Source organism: Bradyrhizobium sp. SEMIA, assembly GCF_014844175.1.
In the GTDB taxonomy this organism is placed as follows: Bacteria; Pseudomonadota; Alphaproteobacteria; order Rhizobiales; family Xanthobacteraceae; genus Bradyrhizobium; species Bradyrhizobium arachidis.
Map to the genome: position 1 here is coordinate 924,701 of NZ_CP046601.1, position 22,954 is coordinate 947,654.

At 63.7% G+C, this 22,954-nt stretch carries 12 protein-coding genes and 2 pseudogenes; 9 read left to right on the forward strand and 5 right to left on the reverse strand.

All coding sequences use genetic code 11. The features are described 5' to 3' along the window. Position 1: 1 nt before the first annotated feature. From FOM02_RS04415 to FOM02_RS04425, 3 genes are all read left to right on the forward strand, one after another. Positions 2-790 carry an ABC transporter ATP-binding protein gene (locus FOM02_RS04415; RefSeq protein WP_027562021.1) on the forward strand — a complete coding sequence of 263 codons (789 nt, stop codon included), beginning with the start codon at positions 2-4 and terminating at the stop codon, positions 788-790. Positions 791-885: 95 nt separating this feature from the next. Continuing rightward, positions 886-2,724 carry an AMP-dependent synthetase/ligase gene (locus tag FOM02_RS04420; protein WP_027562022.1) on the forward strand — a complete coding sequence of 613 codons (1,839 nt, stop codon included), beginning with the start codon at positions 886-888 and terminating at the stop codon, positions 2,722-2,724. A 106-nt stretch (positions 2,725-2,830) separates the two neighbouring features. Continuing rightward, positions 2,831-4,030, forward strand: coding sequence for an ABC transporter substrate-binding protein (locus FOM02_RS04425; protein WP_027562023.1), 1,200 nt, complete (start codon positions 2,831-2,833; stop codon positions 4,028-4,030). A 195-nt stretch (positions 4,031-4,225) separates the two neighbouring features. Here FOM02_RS04425 and FOM02_RS04430 read toward each other — a convergent pair whose 3' ends face one another. From FOM02_RS04430 to FOM02_RS04440, 3 genes are all read right to left on the reverse strand, one after another. Then, positions 4,226-5,350, reverse strand: a complete 1,125-nt coding sequence (locus FOM02_RS04430) for a DUF1311 domain-containing protein (RefSeq protein WP_027562024.1) — start codon at positions 5,348-5,350, stop codon at positions 4,226-4,228. Positions 5,351-5,535: 185 nt separating this feature from the next. Then, entirely contained in the window at positions 5,536-5,838 is a 303-nt protein-coding gene (locus FOM02_RS04435) for a hypothetical protein (protein WP_051378303.1), read from the reverse strand. 145 nt (positions 5,839-5,983) lie between these two features. Further along, positions 5,984-6,232, reverse strand: coding sequence for a hypothetical protein (locus tag FOM02_RS04440; protein ID WP_416207758.1), 249 nt, complete (start codon positions 6,230-6,232; stop codon positions 5,984-5,986). A 294-nt stretch (positions 6,233-6,526) separates the two neighbouring features. Between FOM02_RS04440 and FOM02_RS04445 the strand changes: the two genes are divergently transcribed. Continuing rightward, positions 6,527-6,883 carry a hypothetical protein gene (locus FOM02_RS04445; protein ID WP_027562026.1) on the forward strand — a complete coding sequence of 119 codons (357 nt, stop codon included), beginning with the start codon at positions 6,527-6,529 and terminating at the stop codon, positions 6,881-6,883. A 153-nt stretch (positions 6,884-7,036) separates the two neighbouring features. Here FOM02_RS04445 and FOM02_RS04450 read toward each other — a convergent pair whose 3' ends face one another. Next, positions 7,037-7,768 carry a transglutaminase-like cysteine peptidase gene (locus FOM02_RS04450; protein WP_027562027.1) on the reverse strand — a complete coding sequence of 244 codons (732 nt, stop codon included), beginning with the start codon at positions 7,766-7,768 and terminating at the stop codon, positions 7,037-7,039. A 652-nt stretch (positions 7,769-8,420) separates the two neighbouring features. Here FOM02_RS04450 and FOM02_RS04455 point away from each other — a divergent pair. The 4 genes and pseudogenes from FOM02_RS04455 (at position 8,421) to FOM02_RS47065 (ending at position 19,072) form a co-directional block, all read left to right on the forward strand. Continuing rightward, entirely contained in the window at positions 8,421-12,002 is a 3,582-nt protein-coding gene (locus tag FOM02_RS04455) for a FecR domain-containing protein (RefSeq protein WP_265441459.1), read from the forward strand. A gap of 23 nt (positions 12,003-12,025) precedes the next feature. After that, a complete protein-coding gene (locus tag FOM02_RS04460) occupies positions 12,026-16,690 on the forward strand; it encodes a beta strand repeat-containing protein (RefSeq protein WP_265441460.1) in 4,665 nt (1,554 codons plus the stop codon). 211 nt (positions 16,691-16,901) lie between these two features. Then, a pseudogene (locus tag FOM02_RS47060) lies at positions 16,902-17,893 on the forward strand (CHASE2 domain-containing protein); the annotation flags it as partial. Positions 17,894-18,268: 375 nt separating this feature from the next. Beyond that, a complete protein-coding gene (locus FOM02_RS47065) occupies positions 18,269-19,072 on the forward strand; it encodes an adenylate/guanylate cyclase domain-containing protein (protein WP_416207807.1) in 804 nt (267 codons plus the stop codon). Between the two features lie 328 nt (positions 19,073-19,400). Here the strand turns inward: FOM02_RS47065 and FOM02_RS04470 are convergent, their stop codons facing one another. Next, entirely contained in the window at positions 19,401-20,996 is a 1,596-nt protein-coding gene (locus FOM02_RS04470; protein WP_027562029.1) for an ABC transporter substrate-binding protein, read from the reverse strand. Between the two features lie 199 nt (positions 20,997-21,195). Here FOM02_RS04470 and FOM02_RS04475 point away from each other — a divergent pair. After that, a pseudogene (locus FOM02_RS04475) lies at positions 21,196-22,853 on the forward strand (ABC transporter substrate-binding protein). Positions 22,854-22,954: the final 101 nt, after the last annotated feature.

The window sequence follows — 22,954 nt, forward strand, 5'->3', positions numbered from 1 at the left end:
CATGGATACCGCCGCGACACCCGATATCATCTTAAAACTCTCCAACATCGAGAGCTATTACGGGCCGATCATGGCGATCCGCGGCATCTCGCTGGAGGTGCCGCGCGGCCGCATCGTCACGCTGCTCGGCGCCAACGGCGCCGGCAAGACCACGGTGCTGAAGACCATCTCCGGCATTCTCGATCCGCAGAAGGGCGCGATCGAGTTCATGGGCAAGCCGATCCAGCGCATGGAGGCCGACCGCATCGTGCGGCTGGGTCTGAGCCATGTGCCGGAGGGGCGCGAGGTGTTTCCGTTCCTGTCGGTGCGCGAGAACCTGATGATGGGCGCTTATCCACGCCGCGACCGCGACGGCGTCGCGGAGGATCTGGAGCGGGTCTACGGCTACTTCCCGCGTCTGAAGGAGCGCATCAGCCAGCCGGCCGGCCAGCTTTCCGGCGGCGAGCAGCAGATGCTCGCGATCGGGCGCGCGCTGATGAACCGGCCAACGCTGCTGCTGCTCGACGAGCCATCGCTCGGCCTGTCGCCGCTGCTGGTGAGGGAGATCTTCACGATCATCCGCCGCGTCAACGAGGAGCAGGGCATGTCGATCCTGCTGGTCGAGCAGAATGCCAAGGTGGCGTTGGAGACCGCGCATTACGGCTATGTGCTCGAGATCGGCCGCATCGTCATGAACGACACATGCGACCGCTTGATGCATTCACAGGACATCCAGGAATTTTACCTCGGCGCCAAGGAACAGGGCGCGCGAGGCGAGCGGCGCTGGAAAAAGAAGAAAACTTGGCGCTAGAGCAAGATTTGGCGTTAAATGGAATGGCCCATCCGCCAACATAGACCGCCGGCAAGGCAGGCTGCGGAGGGCAAGGCGACAAGGAGGAGACGCGCATGGCCCGACCGGCGGTGCTGACGGTCGCTGATACGATCGCGAAGAGCTTCTTGCTCGCCGCCGAGACGCGCGGCGAGCGGCCGGCGATCCGCGAGAAGAAGTTCGGCATCTGGCAGCCGACGAGCTGGCGCGAATGGCTCGCGATCTCCAAGGAGATCGCCTACGCGCTCCGCGCCACCGGCTTCATGCCCGGCGATGTCGCCTCCATCATCGCCAACGCCGTGCCGGAATGGGTCCATGCCGACATGGGCATCTTGTGCGCCGGCGGCGTGTCCTCCGGAATCTATCCCACCGATTCATCCGCGCAGGTCGAATATCTCGTCAACGATTCCGGCACCAAGGTGATCTTCGCCGAGGACGAGGAGCAGCTCGACAAGATCCTCGCCTGCCGCGCGCGCTGTCTGTCCTTGCAGAAGATCATTGTGTTCGACATGGAGGGCCTCAGCGGCTTCTCCGACGACATGGTGATGTCGCTCGACGAGTTTCGCGCGCTCGGGCGTAACCACATGGCCGGCCGCGAGGCGCTGTGGCAGGAGATGATCGACAGCCGCAGCGCCGGCGATCTCGCCGTGCTCGTCTACACCTCCGGCACCACGGGTCCGCCCAAGGGCGCGATGCACGCCAACCGCAGCGTCACGCATCAGATGCGGCACGCCAACGATTTCATCCCGGCGCGGGAGGACGAGGACCGGCTGATCTTCCTGCCGCTCTGCCATGTCGCCGAGCGCATCGGCGGCTATTACATCTCGGTCGCGCTCGGCTCGGTGATGAATTTTGCCGAGAGCCCGGAGACCGTGCCGGACAATCTGCGCGAGGTGCAGCCGACCGTCTTCCTTGCCGTGCCGCGCATCTGGGAGAAATTCTACTCGGCCATCACCATCGCGCTGAAGGATGCGACGCCGTTGCAGCAATGGGTCTATCGCCGCGCGATCGACGTCGGCTACCGCATGGTCGATTGCCGGCTCGAGGGCAGGGCGCTGCCGCTGTCGCTGCGCATCGCCAACCGCCTCGCCTACCAGGTCGCGTTCCGCAACATCCGCCGCATGATCGGGCTCGACCGCTGCCGCATCGCTTTCACCGGCGCAGCGCCGATCGCGCCGGAATTGATCCGCTGGTATCTCGCGCTCGGCATCGACATGCACGAGGTCTATGGCCAGACCGAGAATTGCGGGGTTGCCACCATGATGCCGGCGAAGCGCATCAAGCTTGGCTCGGTCGGCAAGGCGGTGTCCTGGGGCGAGGTCGCGCTGTCTCCTGACGGCGAGATACTGATCAAGGGCGACTTCCTGTTCATGGGCTATCTGAACCAGCCGGAGAAGACCGCGGAAACCATCGATGCGCGCGGCTGGCTGCACACCGGCGACGTCGGCACCATCGACAACGAAGGCTTCGTCCGCATCACCGACCGGATGAAGGACATCATCATCACGTCCGGCGGCAAGAACATCACCCCGTCCGAGATCGAGAACCAGCTCAAATTCTCGCCCTACATCTCGGACGCCGTGGTGATCGGCGACAAGCGGCCGTATCTGACCTGCCTCGTGATGATCGACCAGGAGAATGTCGAGAAATTCGCCCAGGACCACGACATCCCCTTCACCAATTATGCCAGCCTGTGCCGGGCGATGGAGATCCAGGACCTGATCTGGCGCGAGATCGAACGGGTCAATGCCAACTTCGCCCGCGTCGAGACCATCAAGCGGTTCTATTTGATCGAGCGCCAGCTCACCCCGGAGGACGAGGAGCTGACGCCGACCATGAAGCTGAAGCGCGGCTTCGTGAACAAGCGCTATGCCGCCGAGATCGACGCGATGTATCGCGAGCGCGCGGTCGCCTGAGACATCTGTTCCGCGCCTTGAGATCGCGGGCATGTGCCGACAAGAAGCGAAGGAGCGATGGCCCCCGCCCTTCGCGTAACACGGGCCCAAAGGAGAGGAGACGTCAATGTCGAAATCGTTCAGCGCGTTCGGCCTTGCTGTGAGTGCAATGGCGCTCACCTGTCTGCCGGCCGCGGCGCAAACCAAGGTCACCAATGACGGCATCTCGGCCTCCGAGATCGTCATCGGCACCCATCAGGACCTGTCGGGTCCGATCAAGGGCTGGGGCGTGCCGGTAGCAAACGGGATGAAGATGGCGACCGAGGAGGTCAATGCGGCAGGCGGCGTCAATGGCCGCAAGATCAGATTAGTCGTCGAGGACAGCGGCTACGATCCGAAGAAGGCCGTGCTGGCATCGCAAAAGCTGATCGAGCGCGACAAGATCTTCGCGATGGTAGGAGCGATGGGATCGCCGACCGTGCTCGCGGCGCAGGACATCCTGTTCGACGCCGGCGTGCTCCAGCTCTTCCCGCTGACGGCGGCCGAGTTCACCTTCAAGTTCGATCCGGCCAAGCCGCAGGAGCGGCTGAAGTTCAACAACCTCTTGCCCTATGTCGAGAGCACGCGGGCGGCGCTGAAATACATGGTGGAGTGGAAGAGCTTCAAGAAGCCCTGCATCATGCATCAGGACGACGAATACGGTAAAAACGTGCTCGACGGTTTCAACCAGCAGCTCACTGCGATGAAGATCCAGCCGGCCTCGGTGACGAGCTACAAGCGCGGCGCCTCGGATTTCAGCGCGCAGATCGCCAAGATGAAGTCGGACGGCTGCGATCTCGTCGTGCTCGGCACCATCCTCCGCGAGACCATCGGCGCGATGACGGAAGCCAAGAAGCTCGGTTGGGACGTGACCTTCCTGGGAGCCTCGCCGACCAACGTGCTGGAAGTGCCGATGTTGGGCAAGGACGCCGTCGAAGGCCTCTATGCGGCGAGCCTGTTCGAGATCCCCTACGAGGACACGGCCAAGGACAAGGTGAAGGACTGGATTGTCAGCTACAAGAAGTCGTTCGGCACCGACGCCAACACGCAGGCCATGATCGGCTACAACGCGGTGATGACCTTCGCCTTCTACGCGGGCAAGGCGGGCAAGGATATCACCGGGCAGAAGATGCTTGATTCACTGGAGTCAGGCGAGAAATTCCTCGACATCTTCAACTCGCCGCCGACCAAGTTCTCCAAGACCGACCACCTCGCCAACACCATCACCCAGGTGCAGCAGGTCAAGGGCGGCCGCTGGGTGCTGGTGAAGGACAATCTGATGTTTTGATCTCTTGCGGCGATGACGGTGCACCCTCTCCCCTTGCGGGAGAGGGTGGCTTCGCGAAAGCGAAGCCGGGTGAGGGGTCTCTATCCCTACGAATAGTCTCGCGAGCCGGAGAGAACCCCTCATCCGGCGCGCTTATGCGCGCCACCTTCTCCCGCAAGGGGAGAAGGGAGGAAGCGCGCTACGCGGGAAGAGCCCCTACGACCCGCCCCCCGCCGTGCCCGAATTCACCGGGGCCAGCTCGTCTTCCCGGCAGCGCCAGCCATCGGCGGCTCTGACGAACGCAAAGGTCCGCTGGATCCTCAGCCGGCGCGTGACGTTGAAGGCCTCTGCGGAGCGCTCCTTGTTGCCGGCGCCCGGCTGCGGCTGGCCCGTCCTGGGATTCCAGCACGTGCCGGTGCAGGTCGAGGCAACCTTGCTGCACGTGGTGAAGGGCGCCAGCACGGCCATCTCGATCTCGCCGGTGACCTGCGCCTCCTGGTCGGTCACCTGGCTGTCGATCGCATAGACGCGGTTGATGCGAAGGAAGTTGCCGCAGGAATTGGCGGCGTGAATCCGCGCGGCGCAGAAATCGACCGCGTCGGTGTCGGGCGAGCGCGCCGCGACCTGCCGGCCGAACACCTTCTTCGGATCGCCTTTTGCCGCGCGAATCTCCTCGCTCTTGTGCTTGAGATATTCGTCGAGACAGTCTTCCGCGGATTCGAGCTCGGCGAGCGGCACGTTCTCCTTGCCGACCAGATTGCATTTGCGGTCGCGCTCGCGCGTCCAGCGGCCGTATTCGGCGTAGGCAAAGCGCGCCGCGGTCGGGTCGAGCTTGCCGATCAGGCCGAGCACCTGGCTGTTGAGCTCGGTCTCGGTGAGCGCGAGCGCCGGGTCCGCGCAGATCAGTGCGCCCGCCGCGGTGTTGGCGGCAAGGCAGTCGAAGTCCGGGTCGCGCACGATCGCGGCGCGCTCCTCGGTCACCTTGAGCAGGCACGCCTTGACCCGGTCGAACTCGTCGGAGCGGATCGCGGTCTGGCCGACGATGCCGCAGCCGAGATTGCGCTGGCGGATCCAGATCGCATTCTCCTCGATCGCGGGCAGGCGATCGGGCAGGCGGGCGAGCCGCGCTTCGATCGCAGTGCTCAGCTTCTCGGCGGCCGCGGCGAGCTCGGGATCGCCGCAGAACAATTGGTTGCCGGGATCGCGAATCGACTGGCAGTTGTTTCGGGCAAATAGCGGCAGCCGATCGGTGACGGAGCGGTCGGATGGGCCGGATTGCGCCAAGCCTGGTGCCGCCGGCAACGCCAGCAGCGCAAGCACAGACAGCACGATGAACCGCATTCCACTCGCCCCCGCATAGACGGCGCTATGCTAGCGCCCCGGAACCGCGGGCGAAACGGGTTTGTGGCGGGATGAGGTCCTGGCCACAAGGCCACGAGGGCGTGTACTCATAAATCCGCGATGTCCGCTTATTCCCCAACAGCGGCCCAGAAGCAGACATTGAAGGGCCACAAGCGGACGATTGGTCAGCCTTCAGGCTTTGGCCGGCCGACCAGCTTAATGCCACCGGGATTTTCAACCGACCGATATCCTTTAATCCTGTTGAACTCTTCGCGAAACCTGTTGCCCGCTTCTGTCCATCGTCCGAAGCGAGTATTGATGTTTTCCATCAAACCAAAAGTCGCAAGGGCTTCAATTGCATGCTCGCCCGCAGACATGGCGAGGCTATCTACCTCGTCGCCGTGCTCGACCAAATACTGATCGACCATCTTGACGAGCGCGATCAATAGCTTCTGTTCGCGTTCAGATAAAACCTTGGATGTGTTCATCGCGCAGTTGCCTCGCCAATTCCTAGAAGGCCAATTTACATGTCATCGAGGTTGTCAGCTGTGGGTCACTTGCGGACGTTGTCCTGAGCGCCGCAAGAGATCGGCTAAGGGCCAAAAACAGACAATCGAAACAGCCGCGACCTGATCAGCCGCAGATGCGCACGCGGCGCTCGCGCCAGCCATGCCCGTCCCAGAAGCGCTGGGTTATCCAGCGGCAAGGCGGGATCGGCTCTCCAACCGGGGCATCGACATAGCCCGACCAGTACGGATAGCCGCCGGGTCCGGGATAAGTGCGCGGATACGGATTGCCGCCGGGGCCGTAATCGTAGCGCGGACCAGCATAAGCGGACGAGGCTGCTGAAACGACCAAAGTCGCGACGGCAGCGAGGGCCAACAACGTCTTCCTCATGGTGATACCTTTCCAACGCTGCGAAGGCTGAGACAATCGCTGAGCAATGCAGCGTCAGCGTCGACAAGCTGAAATGTCAAGGAGAGTGATCTCAGCAAGGCTATTGTCTGGCGACCTCCTCGGATGTCGCCTTCGGGTCAAAAGCTGCCTTCGGGCACACTGCCTCGATTGGTCCGCTAAGGGCCATACGCGGACATCGCCAACCGAAGCGCGCCTTGACCAAATCTGTGGCTACGAGTGAGAGTACCGAAGACGTGGGTACCGGATTGGAGCAATGTCATGGTCCAAGCAACTCGATTGACTGTGGGTAGCCTAATCTTGCTGACAACGATGGTTAGGTCCGGCGGTGCAGCGGAGCAACAGTTCGCTTGCAAAGGACAGGTCGTTCAAGAAATGACCAATCCAGCCGTTCAACCAAGACCAATCGATCTGAACGTGACGTTGGGCGACAAGAACAAGCTGTCCATAACGACCGGCGACGGGAAAATCCTTGCTCCCCGCATTACCAGCAATAACAAGATCCAACTTAAGTTTGCGACTAAGGAGTTTGCTGGAGAATATTTTCACTATACTGGCGATTTATTCCTCATCTACAAGTCTGGGCCACTCGCGCGGCTCAATTGTTCGCGCTCCTGATCCCATTCCATGGGGCATGCGAGCGAATGTCCGCCATTGCGCATTGGCGGCTCCCGCTTTGGGTCAAAAACAGCAATACTCTGGTTAAGCAGAACATTTCTGCTTAGACCCCAAAAGACGACATCTGCGCCTTTATGAGTACACGCTCCTAGATCAGCGCCCCTCGGTGGCGACCATCGAGAACCGCACCGGCTCGTCGACATATTTCATCACGGCCGTCTGATAGAGCACGAACAGCGGCCGGTAGCTCCGCGCAGCGTCATCCTCGACCATCGCCATGCGGCGGTTGTCGAGCATCAGCCAGTGGCCATCGAGCTTTGCGGCGACCATCGCATGCTCTTCGCCGGCCCTGACGTCGCGCACCACGACGATGCGGAGATCGTCGGCGGCAACGCCGGCAAGGCGAAGCGCGGCGAGCTTGGCGATGGCATAGTCCTCGCAATCGCCGGAGCCGCGCGCGAAGGTGGCAAGCGGCGAGCTCCAGACGTCGTCGGCGCCGTCATCGGCGGGGCGGATGGCAAGGTTGATGGCGCGGTTGGTCTCGCCCAGCCGGGCGCGGCCGTCGCGGGCGCGGGCCTGGTCGACGATGGCGAGCAGCCTCAAGGCCGCGGGCGAAGCACAATTGTCGCGGTCGCCGTCGCACAGCGCGAGCTGCACCATGTCGTCGTCGAGCCTGGCCTTCAGCGCAGACCATTTCTCCCGCAGGCTCCCGCCGGAGATCGCGAAGGCGAACACACCGAACGGCTCGGCGGATTTGCGCACGAGGACGCCCGCTCCGGGCGACAGCAGCGAGCCGGCGCGAAGCTCGGCAGCCGATCCGAGCAGGATCAAGCCGCACATGACAAGGATTGCGCGCCAGGTGCGCGAGCGAGCAGCGGTCTCCATTTGACATCCCCTTCCGGCTTCGCCGGGTCCCCTCGACCTCGACGCGCCGGCTTTGTTGCTTTCGCGGAGATAGTGCGAGGCGGGCCGTTTTGTTCTGCTTAACGGGTACCGCCAGGGTCCCAAAACCGGAGGACAGGCTGAAACGGGCCTGCCCAAATTGCTTAAAATTTTACGATTCGCCGGCTAGGAGAGCGGTTGCTGCCGCGAAATGGAACCAATTGCAGGCGCAAGTTGTGAGGCAGCGATTCTGGGTCCTATGGCTAACAGTCCGCTATTTCACGGGTTCTGTTAATTAGGTCACAGATTCAGACCCGTATTTGCCGCAGGATGCTGCGGGGCATCACGAAGAAAAGATGACGCAAGTATCTGCCGTTTCACCTATACGATAGATTACTTCGGATGACTGGAAATGCACGCAGATAAGCCTATTTCGACTTTGGGATGCTTCAAAAACTACTTCGGCTACTCTGTGACGGCACCGCTCGGCGTGGGCTCATATGGCCAAGTGACGCGAAATCACACAAGCAATAGATGGTTTCGCTAACGACTTGGTAATGCTAAGCAAGCTTAGTCGGTCGATACTTACATAAATATTAACCCTTTTTACGGTGCCTGGTTGAACTACGCTGGCAAATTTGACGCCGCGCTCTCTATGGACGGTCAGGGTTCCCGCTCGCCCGCTGACCTCCATATCGATTCGTTTACCGGCACGCCGTTCATCGCCAAGGCGCATGGTCACGTGCCCGACGGCGCGGTGGTTGTTCCCGATGCCAATCTGATCTTCAGCGGCGAGTTCAAGCGCGCCGGCCTCGATCTCGTGCTGTCCCATGACGGGCACGAGTTCGTCGTTCACGATTATTTCAGGGGCGACAAGCGCGCGGCGGTCGCCTCGCCCGACGGCGCCCATCTCACCGGCGACGTCGTCAACGCGCTCACGGGCCATGTGCAATATGCGCAGGCCGCGTCGGGCGTCGCCGCGGCCCAGGTCATCGGCCACGTCACCAAGCTGTCCGGCAGCGCGACCGCGATCCGCAACGGCGTCTCGGTCATCCTCAACAACGGCGACAACGTCGAGAAGGGCGACGTGGTCTCGACCGGCGCCGATTCGACGATCGGCATCACCTTCATCGACGGCACCGTGTTCGGCCTGTCCTCGAATGCGCGGATGGTGCTGAACGAGATGGTCTACGACCCCAACGGGTCGAGCAACTCCTCGCTGCTCAGCCTCGTCGCCGGCACCATCACCTTCGTCGCCGGCGAGACCGCTAAGCACGGCGACATGAAGATCGACACGCCGGTCGCCACCATGGGCATCCGCGGCACGGCGGTTCTGACCCAGATCAACTTCGTCGTTCCCGCCGGCGGCGGCGATCCGCAGCCGCAGGCGAGCTTCCAGGTGCTGGTCGAGCCGAACGGCACAACGGGTTCCTACATCCTGTTCGACAAGGTCACGCTGCTGCCGATCGCGACGGTCAACCAGGCCGGCCAGATGATCCAGATCAGCGGCGGCAACGTCTCGATCACCAACGGGCTGCTGTCGCCGGACGTGCAGAAGCTGATCACGGACGTGTTCACGCTGAAGTTCACCGACAACAACACCAACACCAAGCTCACCACGAATTTCACCGACACGATCACGCAGACCAGCGACGGTATCCTGATCAAGACGCCATCAGGCGCCACCGCGATCCTGACCTTCACGAATCTCAATCCGCTGCCCTCGACGGGGCCGGGCAACTCACCGGTGACCAGCACCCGCATTCCTGGCCCGCCGGATGCGCGCAGCCTCGATGCCAACGGCAATGTGAAGACGGCATTCACGCTGACCGAGCACGCGAACGCGACCGGCGGCCGCGCGGACGGGACCGGCGACGCCGTGGGTTCCGACACGATCTCAGGCCGGATCACCTTCGTCGACCAAAATCTCGGCGACCAGCCGACGGTGTCGATCAGCCTCGGCGATGCGCCGAACTACGTCTACAAGAACGCCGGCCAGCAGGACGTCACCGGTACGCTCTCCGCGCTCCAGAAGCAGGACATCGCGGCGACGCAGGTCGCTATCCAGGTCGTCCCCGACGCGGCCAACAACAACAACGGCTCGGCGGTCTGGACCTACACGATCCCCGACCACGTCTTCGATTTCCTCGCGGCCGGCGAAACGCTGACGCTGACCTACATGGTCCGCGTCAACAACAATTTCGCCGTCAATCCTGAATCCATCCTCATCCCGATCACCATCACCATCGCCGGCACCAACGACAAGCCGGTGATCACAACCAGCGTTCCGACCATCACCTTCGAGGGCGGCACCAGCGTGCCGGGCGGTCCGCTCGCCAGCGACGTTCCGACCTCGGGCACGCTGAGCTTCGACGATGTCGACCTCACCGACACGCACACCGTGTCGGTGAAGCTCACTAGCGCGACCCTGCCCGACGGCACTGTGCCGCCGGGCCCGCTCGCGGCGTTTGCGAAGGCGATGTCGGTCTCGATCGCGTCGGGCGCCGACAGCACCGGCGACGGTACCGGCACCATCAACTGGTCGCTGGCCGATCTGCCGGTCTACCTCGCCGACTTCATCCCGAAGGGCGAGGTGCTGACGCTGGTCTACACCGTGACGCTCACGGATTCGCAGGGCGCGACCTCGCAGCAGACCATCACCGTCACCATCACGGGCACCGACGCGCCCGCAGTGGTGTGGATCGCGACCGACAAGGCGGGCGCTCCCTCGGGCGGGTTCTGGAAGGACGCAGCCAACTGGGAAACCGGCACGGTTCCGACCATCAATGACGACGTCATCGTCATCACCGACCAGTTGCACGGCCTGACGCCGTCCTATCCGGTGACGATCGACACGGCCGCCTTCGCCAAGTCGATCACGATGAACGACTTTGGCGGCCCGCCGCCGAAGCTGATCAACCAGAGCTCGCTGACGATCGCAGGCGCGCTCAACATGAGCGCCGACTCGATCCTCACCAACGCCGCGACCGGCACGATGTCGGTCGGCGGCAAGGCCGAGATCCTCGACACCAGCGTGCTCACCAATGCCGGCCATCTGACGCTCGCGGGCGGCGGCGATTTCGCTGCCGGTGCCACGATCACCAATTCCGGCACGATCGAGCTGTCCGGCGGCACGCTGAAGACATTGGCTGCGATCCACAATGCGGGCGGCACGCTGAAGGCCGATGGCGGCACGACGCTGGTCGTCGACGGCACGACCGTCGATGGCGGCACCGTCGCCATTCTCGGCACGCTGGAGCTCGACGGCACCAGCCTGATCGAGGACGGCACGCTGAACAATTCCGGCAACGTCAACGTCAAGGGCACGGCTGAGTTCGCCCACGAGACGGTCTCGAACACCGCCACCGGCACGATCAAGGTGCTGGCGAATGGCTGGTTGACCATCGACCAGGGCACCAGCGTCACCAACACCGGCCATGTCACGGTCGATGCGAACGGCAAGCTGACGATCAGCGGCGCGAGCATCAATGGCGGCACGGTCACGATCGCGGGCACGCTGGAATCAACCGGCACGAGCACCATCGACAATGCCGACATCACCAATACGGGTACGATCACTGTCACCAGTGGCACGCTGACGATCGATCCCGCCACGATCCACCTCATCACCAATCACGGTCTCGTTCAGGCGAACGGCGGTGTGCTCGATATCTCCGGCGAAGATATCTCCAACACCGCGTCTCTCGCGGCGATTAACTATGGCGCGCTGAAGCTGACAAATCTCACTGTCAGCAACAGCAGCACCGGAACGATCACCGTCGACAACCTCTCGAAGCTCTATCTCACCGACGTCTCGATCAATGGCGGCAGCCTCGGCAATGCCGGCAATCTCTACGGCGTCTCCGGTTCCAGCACGATCTCGGCCGCCGTCGACAACACCGGCAACATCGAGGTGCAGGCCGGCACGCTCTACCTGTCCGGCGGTCTCAGCGGCGTCGGCGAGGTGATCATCGACGACGGCGCGACGCTGGAGCTCGCGGGGCGACCGCGCAGACCATCACCTTCGCCGGCGGCACCGGCACGCTCCAGCTCGACAAGGTCGCGGGCCAGAGCTTTACCGGCACCATCACGGGCCAGTCGTCGACGGGCGGCACCTTCACCATCACCGGCACGGCCGACATCACGACATCGAGCGGCAATGCGCTCGCCTTCGCGGCGTCGGGCGGCGCGCTGGCCAACCCCGCCGACATCGTCCTCACGCCCACGGGAACGCTGACCGGCGCCGCCGGTGGCGTGGTCGTGACGCAGAACGGCACCGGTGCCATCTCGCTGACCGCGGCCGGGGACATCAAGGGCCTCGCCGGCAACGGCATCACGCTGCGCGACAGCGCCACCGGCGTCGGCGACATCACCATCGACAACGTCTCCGGCAAGGCGACCGGCACCGGCGCGAATTCGGTCGGCGTTCTCGTCGAGAATTTGAACAGCGCCAATGGCGGCGACATCTCGATCACCCAGCTCGGTGGCGCCGCAGGCGGCGCCTACGGCATCGACGCGGTCACGCAGGGTGGCGGCGACATCACCATCGACGCCGGCGGCGCGATCACGGGCAGCTCGATCTACGGCATCCGGTCGCGCAGCTACGGCAGCGGCAGCCAGACCGTGACGACCGAGGCCGGCAGCGTCATTACATCGGGCAGCTCCGGCATCGTCGTGGTCAATCGCGCGGTCTCGCTCGACGGGTCTGACGACAGCGCGATCACCGTCAACGCCTACGGCACGATCAACTCCGGCAGCAGTCCGAATCTCGCCGGCAATTCGCCCGGTGGCATCGAGGTCGGCTACACCGGCGCCACGAGCGGCACCAACGACAACACCGACGTCAACGGCACGGTCGTCGTCAACAACCACGCCAACATCACCGCCGCGGCCGGTTACGGCATCAACGCCTACAATTACGGCAATGGCGACGTCACGGTGAACAGCTTCGCCGGCACCACGATCTCCGTCGCCGGCACCCAGAGCATCGGCATCAATGCCGCGGCCTTGAGCGGCGGCGCCGGCGACGTGACGGTCACCCTCGGCGAGAACGTCACGATCTCGGGCGCGACGAGCTACGGCATCAGGGCCTTCAGCGTCGACCAGGGCGACATCAGCGTCACCCTGGCGAAGGGTGACAGCATCACGTCAGGCAGCTCCGGCATCGTCGCCGTCAACTATGCGACCGCGATCGCGGGTGGCTTGGACAGCACGATCTCCGTCGAGGCGCATGGCACCATTCATTCCGGCGCGACGCTGAATACCGACGGTACCACCCCGGGCGGCATCATCGCCGGCTACAAGCCTGGCGGGACCGGCTCCTTCTCGAATTTGGTCAACGGCGACGTCACCGTCGACAGCGATGCGAAGATCACTGCAGATGCTGGCTACGGCATCGAGGCGTTCACCTGGGGCGTCGGCGACATCACGGTCACGACCGGCCAGAATTCGGAGATCACCGCCGCAGGTACGGCGATCGGCGCGTTCGATCACGGCGGCGGCGACGTCAGCGTCACCAATGACGGCTCCGCCACGGGCGCGGTCGGACTTGCCGCGATCGCCAACGGCGCGGGCGACGTCACCATCGTCAATCACGGCGACATCACCAGCACCAGCCTCGCCGGCATCAGCGTCACGCAGAACGAAACTGGTGCGACCGGCTCCACCCACATCACCAATTCCGGCTCGATCGTGGCCCCGACCGGCCATGCGGCGATCTTGATCCAGGAAAATACCACGGGCTCGGCGACGATCGACAATTCCGGCACGATCGGAGCCGCCGTCGCCTCGACCGTGACCTCGACGACCTATGCGATCGTCGAGACCGGCGGCGCCATCACGATCAACAACTCCCACGAGATCAACGGCAACATCTCGGTCGCGCATGCGACCTTCAACAACGAGGCGGCTGGCACCTGGACCGTGTCCGGCACCAGCGTGTTCGGCAATCTGTCCTCGATCGTCAACGACGGCGTCATCGATCTGCTCAACGGCGCCTCGATTTCCGGGACCGGCCTGAACATCACCAACGCCCATGAGATCGACAGCTGGGGCACCGCATCGATCTCGGGCACCATCGCCAATACCGGCATCATCGAGGTTCATGATGGCGTCCTGACCCTGTTCGGCTCGCTGTCCGGCACGGGCTCGGTCACCGTCGACGCCGGCGCGCTACTGAAGCTGGATGGCACGGTCTCGCAGACGATCACGCTCGCCGGCGACGGCGCCGAGCTTCAGATCGACACGGCGAGCTTCGGCGGATCGATCTCGGAACTGTCCGCGACCGACACGATCGACCTGTCGACGATCAAGTACGGGCTCGGCACCAGCGCGGTCTACGTCGCCAATGCCGATCCTTCGACCGGCGGCGTGCTGACCGTCACCGACGCGGACGGCAAGAGCATCAGCCTGAACCTGACCGGCGCCGACTACAGCCACGCGCACTTCGCCGGCAGCGATGACGGCACCGGCCACACGCTGATCACGATCCATGCGGACGACGATGCGCCGGCGCTCGACACGGCCACGGCGACGCTGAGCGCGGATTTCTCCGAGCGCGAGAGCACGACCGGCGACCCCACGCCCGACCCGGCGCCGGCCGCGACCGGTTCGATCCACTTCACCGACATCGACCTGACCGACCGGCCGACGGCGAGCGTCACCGAGCAGACCGTGACCCTGCTCGCCGCGGATGGCATCACCGATCTCACCGCCTCGCTCACGGCCGACGAGATCGCCGCGCTGAAGAGCGCGCTGAGCTACCAGCAGACCAGCAAGAACAACGGCACCGTCACCTGGAACTATTCGATCGCCGACAACAAGCTCGATTTCCTCGGGCCGGACCAGAAGGTCAAGGTCGTCTCCACCATTACGCTGGATGACGGAGCCAGCCAGAAGGTTGCGGCCGACGTCACCGTCACGATCACCGGCGAGAACGACGCGCCAACAGTCGCAGCGGTGACCACGGGCCCGCTCGTGGATACCGCCACGACCGACAGCTTCTCGGACATCACGGGGACGCTGGTCGGGACCGATGCCGATCATGGCGAGACGGCCGGGCTGACCTATGCCGTGCTGGATGCGACCAGCCACGCCGTGACGACGCTCGCAGGTCATTATGGCTCGCTGACGGTCAACGCCGACGGCTGCTACACCTACGTTCCCGATGCAGCGGCGATCAATGCGCTGTCGGAAGGCAACTATACCGATACTTTCACCGTCCAGACCAAGGACGCGCATGGCGCCACCGGCACGGCCTCGTTCACGGTGAACGTGACCGGCGCCAACGATGCGCCGGTGATCACGGTCGAGAGCGGTGACAGCGCCAGCGCGACCACGGACGAGACCAATGCGGGCCTCGACCTTCACCGCACGCTGACCCTGTCCGATGTCGACACGGCCGATCACGTGGCGGTCTCCGCCACCGGCGTCGGCATCTATCTCGACGGCCATCTGCAGGCGGACGGGTTCGAGGGATTGTCGGCCTCGGATCTGATCAGCTATCTCGTCTTGCCATCCGGCGACATCCTGAACGGCACCGCCACGCACGCCCAGTTCACCTGGGAATTCAACTCGGGCAGCCAGGCCTTCGATTTCCTCACCGCCGGCCAGACGCTGTCGCTGCAATACACCATCGTGCCCAATGATGGTCACACGACCGGCGCAAGCCAGACCATCACCATCAACATCGCCGGCAGCAATGATGCGCCGACGCTGGACGACGCCACGCTGGCGTCCGTCGCCGGCAACGACAGCGATCCGAGCGGATGCACCATCAGCGATCTGTTCGCGAGCAAGTTCGGTGACGCCGATACCGGCGCGAGCTTCAAGGCCATCGCGGTGAGCGCCGACGGCGCCTCCTCGGGTGAGGGCGTCTGGCAGTACGAGATTGCTGGCACCGACCACTGGGTCGATATTTCCGGCGTCAGCGACACCAGCGCGCTGGTGCTGAGCACCGACACGCTGATCCGCTTCGTGCCGGCGGAAGGTTTCAGCGGCACGCCGGGCGCTCTCGGCGTCCATGCCCTCGACGACACCTATACCGGCGCGATCACGACCGGCTGCGCGACGGAGACGATCGACCTCACCGCCACAGGCACCGGCGGCACCACGCCGGTCTCGGACGGGCTGACCAGCATCGGCACCAGCGTGACGGCGCCGGTCGGCAGCGGCCCGGTCATCAACACCGAGAACTTCCACGTCGAGCATGTCCGCGAGAACAACAGCGACATCATCACCGATCTCGTGGTCACCGACACCGATGCCGGCGCCGCGACCCACGACTTCACCGTCACCGTCTCGACCGCGCATCCCGGTCTCAGCAGCGTCGATTTCTATCCGGCGTCCGGCTCGCTCGACGACATCAACCTGGGCTTCGAGACCGGCCCGACCTACAATCCGACCGGGGGCACCACCGATCCGGAAGCCTCAGCGCCGGACACGGACCAGATCAGGGTGACGGTGACGGACAAGACCACCGGTCTGTCGGACACCGTCAATTTCATCTTCAACGAGGCCGGCAACACCAGCCAGGGCATCACCTTGCAAGGCACCGACGGCAAGGACGTGATCTTCGCGACCGATACCAACGATACGCTGACCGGCGGCGGCGCCAAGGACCAGTTCGTGTTCGCGCCGGGGCTCCTGTACGACGACAACGGGCAGCCGGTCACCGAGTTCACGCACACCATCACCGATTTCACGGAAGGCCTCGACAAGATCGACCTGCGGCAGTTCTCGGGCGTCAGCTCCATCGGCAATCTCACCATTGCCCAGCAGGACGGCACCAGCGATACGTTGGTCACTTGGCATCAGCAGGTCATGCAGCCTGAGGGCGCGCCGGTGACGGAGACTGAGACGCTGCTGCTCAAGAACGTGATCGCCGCAAACCTCAAGGCCAGCGATTTCATCTTCCACATCACCTGATGCGCGCCGGGGCCGGCGTGCGGCTGGCCTGCCCGCGACGAACACGCAGCTCGCCCCCCGGCAAAAAAATCCACGATCCTTCCCATTCGGGGAATAGCCAATCGCGCGCCGGCGCGCCATGATCGGCCAGTACGGCAGGAAGTCCGACTGAATGAAGCGTCTCAAGATCCTGCGGCGGTGGTTTGCACGCAAGCTCGGCCTTGCGCGGGTGATGTGCCTCGTGCTGCTGGCCGTGTTTGCGGGACTGCGCTTGTGGGATCCGCCGCCGGTCCAGGAATTGCGGCTGCGCACCTTCGATATGTTCCAGCTGCTCGATCCGCGCCACAAGGCGGCGCGTCCGGTCGTCATCGTCGACATCGACGACAAGAGCCTCGCCAGGCTCGGACAGTGGCCGTGGCCGCGGACGCGGATCGCGGACATGATCCAGAGCCTCACCAGCAACGGGGCGGTCGCAATCGGCTTCGACGTGGTGTTCTCCGAAGCCGACCGGCTCAATCCGGATCTGGTCGCGAGCCAGATGCGCTATCTCGACGACGCCACCCGAGCCAGGCTGCGCGAGCTGCCGAGCAACGACCAGATCCTCTCGGAGGCGATCAAGCGCTCGCGCGTGGTGCTGGGCGAACGGGGCAGTCGGCGATCACGTCGGAGATCGACAAGGCGCTTCCCTTCACCGGCGTGGCAACGGTCGGTGAAGCGGGGGCCGAGCGCTTCCTGTTCGAATTCCCGGGCCTCTTGCGCAACGTGCCCGTGATCGAGAAGGTCGCCGCCGGCCGCGGCCTGTTCACCATCCGCACCGAGCGCGACGGCCTGATCCGGCGTGTGCCGATGATCATGCGTGCCCAGGGCAACATCATGCCCTCGCTCAGCCTCGAAATCCTGCGGGTCGTCACGGGAACGCCGACGCTGCTGGTGCGGACCGACAAGACCGGCATCCGCGCCGTCCGCCTCAAGGGTGTCGAGATCCCGACCGACGAGAACGGCCAGCTCTGGGTGCACTATGCCCGCCACGATCCCTCGATCTACGTCTCGGCGGCCGACGTCCTCGACAACACGGTATCGCCGAGCAGGATCACCGGCAAGCTGGTGCTGGTCGGCACCTCCGCGGTCGGCCTGAACGACATCAAGACCACGCCGGTGTCGCGGGCCATGCCGGGTGTCGAGATACACGCCCAGGTGCTCGAAAGCGTACTGACCGGCGCTGCGATCTCCCGCCCGAACTACGCGCTCGGCGTCGAATTGCTCGTCGCGATGATCATAGGCTTGCTCGTCATCATCTTCACGCCGAATCTCGGACCGGTGCGCCTCGTGCTTGCCGGCGCGATGTTCGCCGCGATCCTGGTCGGCACGTCCTGGTTCTTCTACGCGAAGTACCGCTACCTCATCGACTTCACCTATCCGCTGCTCTCGACGACCGCGATCTACATCACGTTCATCTTCTCCAGCTTCGTGCGCGAGCAGCGCCAGCGCGTGCAGATCCGCGGGCAATTCGCTCAGTACATGTCGCCCGTGCTGGTCGAGCAGCTCGCGCAGTCGCCGGAGAAGCTGAAGCTCGGCGGCGAGGAGCGCGAGATGACGATCATGTTCTCCGACGTGCGCGGCTTCACCTCGATCTCGGAGAGCTACAAGCACGATCCGCAGGGCCTGACGGCGCTGATGAACCGCTTCCTGACGCCGCTGACCAACGTGATCATTGAGCAGAAGGGCTATATCGACAAATACATGGGCGACGCCATCATGGCGTTCTGGAATGCGCCGCTCGATGATCCCCAGCACGAGATCAATGCCTGCGAGGCTGCGATCCAGATGCTCGAGAAGATCGACGTGGTCAACAAGGAGCGCGAGGAAGAAGCGGCCGACGGCGGCCACGTCTACATCCCGCTCAATGTCGGCATCGGCCTCAACACCGGCATCGGCGTTGTCGGCAACATGGGATCGGACCGCAAGTTCAACTATTCGGTGCTGGGCGACAGCGTGAACCTGGCCTCGCGGCTGGAAGGCCAGTCCAAGGAATACGGTTTTCCGATCATCGTGGGATCCCGAACCGCGCTCGCCGCCAAGGACAAGTTCGCGATCCTCGAGCTCGATTTCATCATGGTCAAGGGCAAGACCGAGCCGGAGGTGATCTACGCCATCGCCGGCCGCGAGGACGTGATGCATTCGGCTGCCTTCCAGCGCCTGCGCAACATCACCATCGAGATGCTCGGCTGCTACCGCAGCCGGAACTGGCAGGGTGCGCTGGACGCGATTGCGCGCGGCCGCAAGAGCGAGGACGCCGACACGCTGGAGAAGCTGTTCAAGCTCTACGAGGCGCGCGTCAAGGATTTCCAGGTCAATCCGCCGGCGGAAGGCTGGACCGGGGCGTATGCGCTGCTGACGAAGTAGGGCGGGTGTCGGCGCCGCTGGCACCACACCACAAGTGTCGTCCTTGCGAACGCAGGGACCCATAACCACAGGGAGTAGTTGTGGCGCGAGCTGGTAACTCAGAGTCCTCGCCAAACCACTCCCTGTGGTTGTGGGTCCCGGGTCTGCGCTTACGCTTGCCCGGGACGACAGCGGTGTTTGGCGCGGCAGTTTGGCTCGAGCACTTGCGGCGCCCACGGCTCCCGTAGGGTGGGCAAAGGCGCAACGCGCCGTGCCCACGTCTTTCTCACCGCATCATTGGTGGGCACGCTTGCGCTTTGCCGACCCTACGACACCGGTGTCCCCCGCTTCACTCCGTCCCGATCGTCGTCAGATCCTGAAACCAGTGCTGCGCTTGCACGAACTGCTTGATCTTCGGCGACAGCGCGTGCGGGTTGGTGTCGTGGACGACCCAGACCAGCACGGCATCGTCCACGATCAGGGCATGCGCCTGCGCGATCAAATCGTCCTGCTTGGCGGTGTCGAAGGTCTGCTTGGCCTCGTTGATCAAGGCGTCGACCTTCGGGTTCTTGTAGCCGCCCCAGTTGACGCCGACAGGCGCGATCTGGTCGGAGGCGAAGAAGCGGACGATGGCGTAGAGCGGGTCCGAGGTGACATAGGCGATGTTGTTGGCGGTGATGCCGGCGTTCATCTCGTCCGCCGCGCCCTTGCGCCAGTGCGTATATAATGTCTCGAGCTCGACCACCTTGAAGTCGATGTCGATGCCGATCTCCTTGAAGCTCTGCTGCAGGAATTCGTTCATCGGCAGCGACAGCATCTGGCCGGTGCCGCCCTGCGCGATGATGAAGGTGGTCTTCAGCGGCTTTGCTTTTGAATAGCCGGCTTCCTCCACCAGCTTCTTTGCGGCAGCGAGATCATATTTCAGCTCGAAGGTCGGCTTGCCGAACCACGGGCTCGACGGATCGACCTGGCCCTTGGCGGGCTTTGCGAGGCCATTCATCAGGCCGACGACTTCGTCGCGGTTGATCGCAAGGTTGAGCGCCTTGCGCAGGCGGATGTCGGTCCAGGGCGAGCCCGGCAGCACGCTGAGATGATAATTCCAGACATGCGGCGTGACGTTGTCGACGATCTTCATGCCGGCAGCTTTCAGCTGCGGCACGGCATCCGGCGCCGGCGTCTCGATCAGATCGACCTGGCCGGCAAGCAGGGCATTGGTGCGCGTCAGCGCTTCCGGCATCGGCACCAGCACGATCTTGTCGGCCTTCGGAATGCGCTTCTTGTTCCAGTAATCGGGGTTCTTGGTGAGCTCGGCGAGCTCGCGCGGCACCAGTTTCGTCAATTTGAAGGGGCCGGTGCCGGAAGGCTGGCTCGCGAACTTGTCCCAGTCCTTGCCGAGCTTTTCATACTGCGCCGGGCTCGACACCAGGAACCAGAGCATCTGATAGGGAAAGAAGGAATCGACCGTCTTGGTCGTGATCTCCACCGTGAAATCGTCGATCTTGGCGTAGCTGGCGACCGAGGGGAGGCGGGTTTTCACCTGCGCGCTCTGCCGCTTGTCGAATTGCGGCGCCTTGTCGTTGAGCACCTTGTCCAGATTCCAGATCACCGCGTCGGCATTGAAGTCGCTGCCGTCGTGAAACTTCACGCCCTTGCGCAAGCTGAAGCGCCACTTCGTCTTGTCGGCATCGTCCACCTTCCACTCGGTGGCGAGGCCCGGCACCAGCTTGCCCGGCCTGTCGGCGACGTCCATCTCCCACGCCACCAGCGGATCGTAGATCGTATAGGCCGTGAACTGATAGGCGCCGGCGCCGCGATCGGGCTGGCCGGTCGTCAGCGGAATATCCGCCATCGAGATACCGTAGCGCACCACGGTCTCGGCGCGCACCGGGATTGCGGATAACGCCAGCGCAAGCATGGCGAGACAGGTCGATAGACGAATACGCATGGCCCAAAACTCCCAGGAGATTCCGGGGCCAAACTTGCAATCTTGATGCCAGAATAGGCAGCTGGGCTGCTTTGTCTTCAATCGATCACAAGGACTTGTCGTCGCAGGGGCAATTTGCAGAATAAGTTTCTCCTTGGCATAGCCATTGCATACGATTGCATCAAAATTAATCATCGAAAGCCGAAGAAGGATCGAGGCGATGCTTATCAAGAACAACAAGACACGGGCGGCGCTGATCGCGCTCTTGGCGCTTGGCAGCGCGGCCGCATGGCCGCGCGTGGCGGCAGCGGAAACTGTGCTGCGCATCGGCATGACGGCTGCCGATATTCCGCGCACGCTGGGTCAGCCCGACCAGGGTTTTGAAGGCAACCGCTTCACCGGCCTCACCATGTACGACGCGCTGACCGGCTGGGACCTGTCCTCCGCCGACAAGCCGAGCACGGTGATCCCCGGCCTTGCCACCGAGTGGAAGGTCGACGATGCCGACAAGACCAAATGGGTCTTCAAGCTGCGTCCCGGCGTCACCTTCCATGATGGCACGCCGTTCAATGCCGATGCGGTGGTGTGGAACGTCGAGAAGGTGCTGAAGCAGGATGCGCCGCAATTCGACGCCAGCCAGGTCGGCGTCACCGCCTCGCGCATGCCGACGCTGGCCTCGGCGAAGAAGATCGACGACATGACCGTCGAGCTCACCACCAAGGAGCCCGACAGCTTCCTGCCGATCAACCTCACCAATCTCTTCATGGCGAGCCCGGCGAAGTGGCAGCATTTCTATGACAAGGCCGAAGGCGCAGACGCCAAGGCCAAATCGCAGGCCGCCTGGACCGCCTTCGCCAAGGACGCCGCAGGCACCGGCCCGTGGAAGATGGCGAGCTTCACCCCGCGCGAACGGCTCGAGCTGGTGAAGAACGCGAATTATTGGGACAAGGCCCGCGTCCCCAAGGTCGACAAGATGGTGCTCTTGCCGATGCCTGAAGCGAACGCGCGCACCGCGGCGCTGCTGTCCGGACAGGTCGAGTTGGGTCGGAGCGCGGCGCCGGATGCGTTGCCTGAGCTCAACAGCGCGGCTTCAAGCTCTACGCCAACGAGCAGCCGCATGTCTGGCCCTGGCAGTTCTCGCGCATCGAGGGCTCGCCCTGGAACGACATCCGCGTGCGCAAGGCCGCCAATCTCTGCGTCGACCGCGAAGGTCTCAAGGACGGCCTGCTCGCCGGCCTGATGGTGCCGGCCACCGGCACCTTCGAGCCCGGCCATCCCTGGCGGGGAAAACCGACCTTCGAGATCAAGTACGACAAGGCGGCTGCGCAAAAGCTGATGCAGGAGGCCGGCTTCGGCCCCAGCAAGAAGCTGACGGTGAAGATCCAGACCTCGGCATCAGGCTCGGGCCAGATGCAGCCGCTGCCGATGAACGAATATCTCCAGCAGGCGCTGGCCGAATGCTATTTTGACGTGAAGCTGGACGTCATCGAGTGGAACACGCTGTTCACCAACTGGCGCCGCGGTGCCAAGGATCCCAGCGCCAACGGCTCGAACGCGACCAACGTCACCTATGCGGCGATGGATCCGTTCTTCGCGCTTGTCCGCTTCCTGCAATCGGGCATGGCGCCGCCGGTCTCGAACAATTGGGGCTTCATCAACGAGCCCAAGTTCGACGAGCTGGTGAAGAAGGCCCGCCAGACCTTCGATCCCGCCGCGCGCGATGCCGCGCTCGCCGAGCTGCACGCGGCCTCCGTCGACGATGCCGCCTTCCTCTACGTCGCCCACGACGTCGGCCCGCGCGCGATGAGCCCGAAAGTGACCGGCGTCGTGCAGCCGAAGAGCTGGTTCATCGACTTCTCGCTGGTGTCGATGAAGTAGTGAGGTGCTAGCAACGTATTCGGTGCACCCTCTCCCCTTGCGGGAGAGGGTGGCTTCGCTTTAGCGAAGCCGGGTGAGGGGTCTCTCTCCGCGGATGCGGA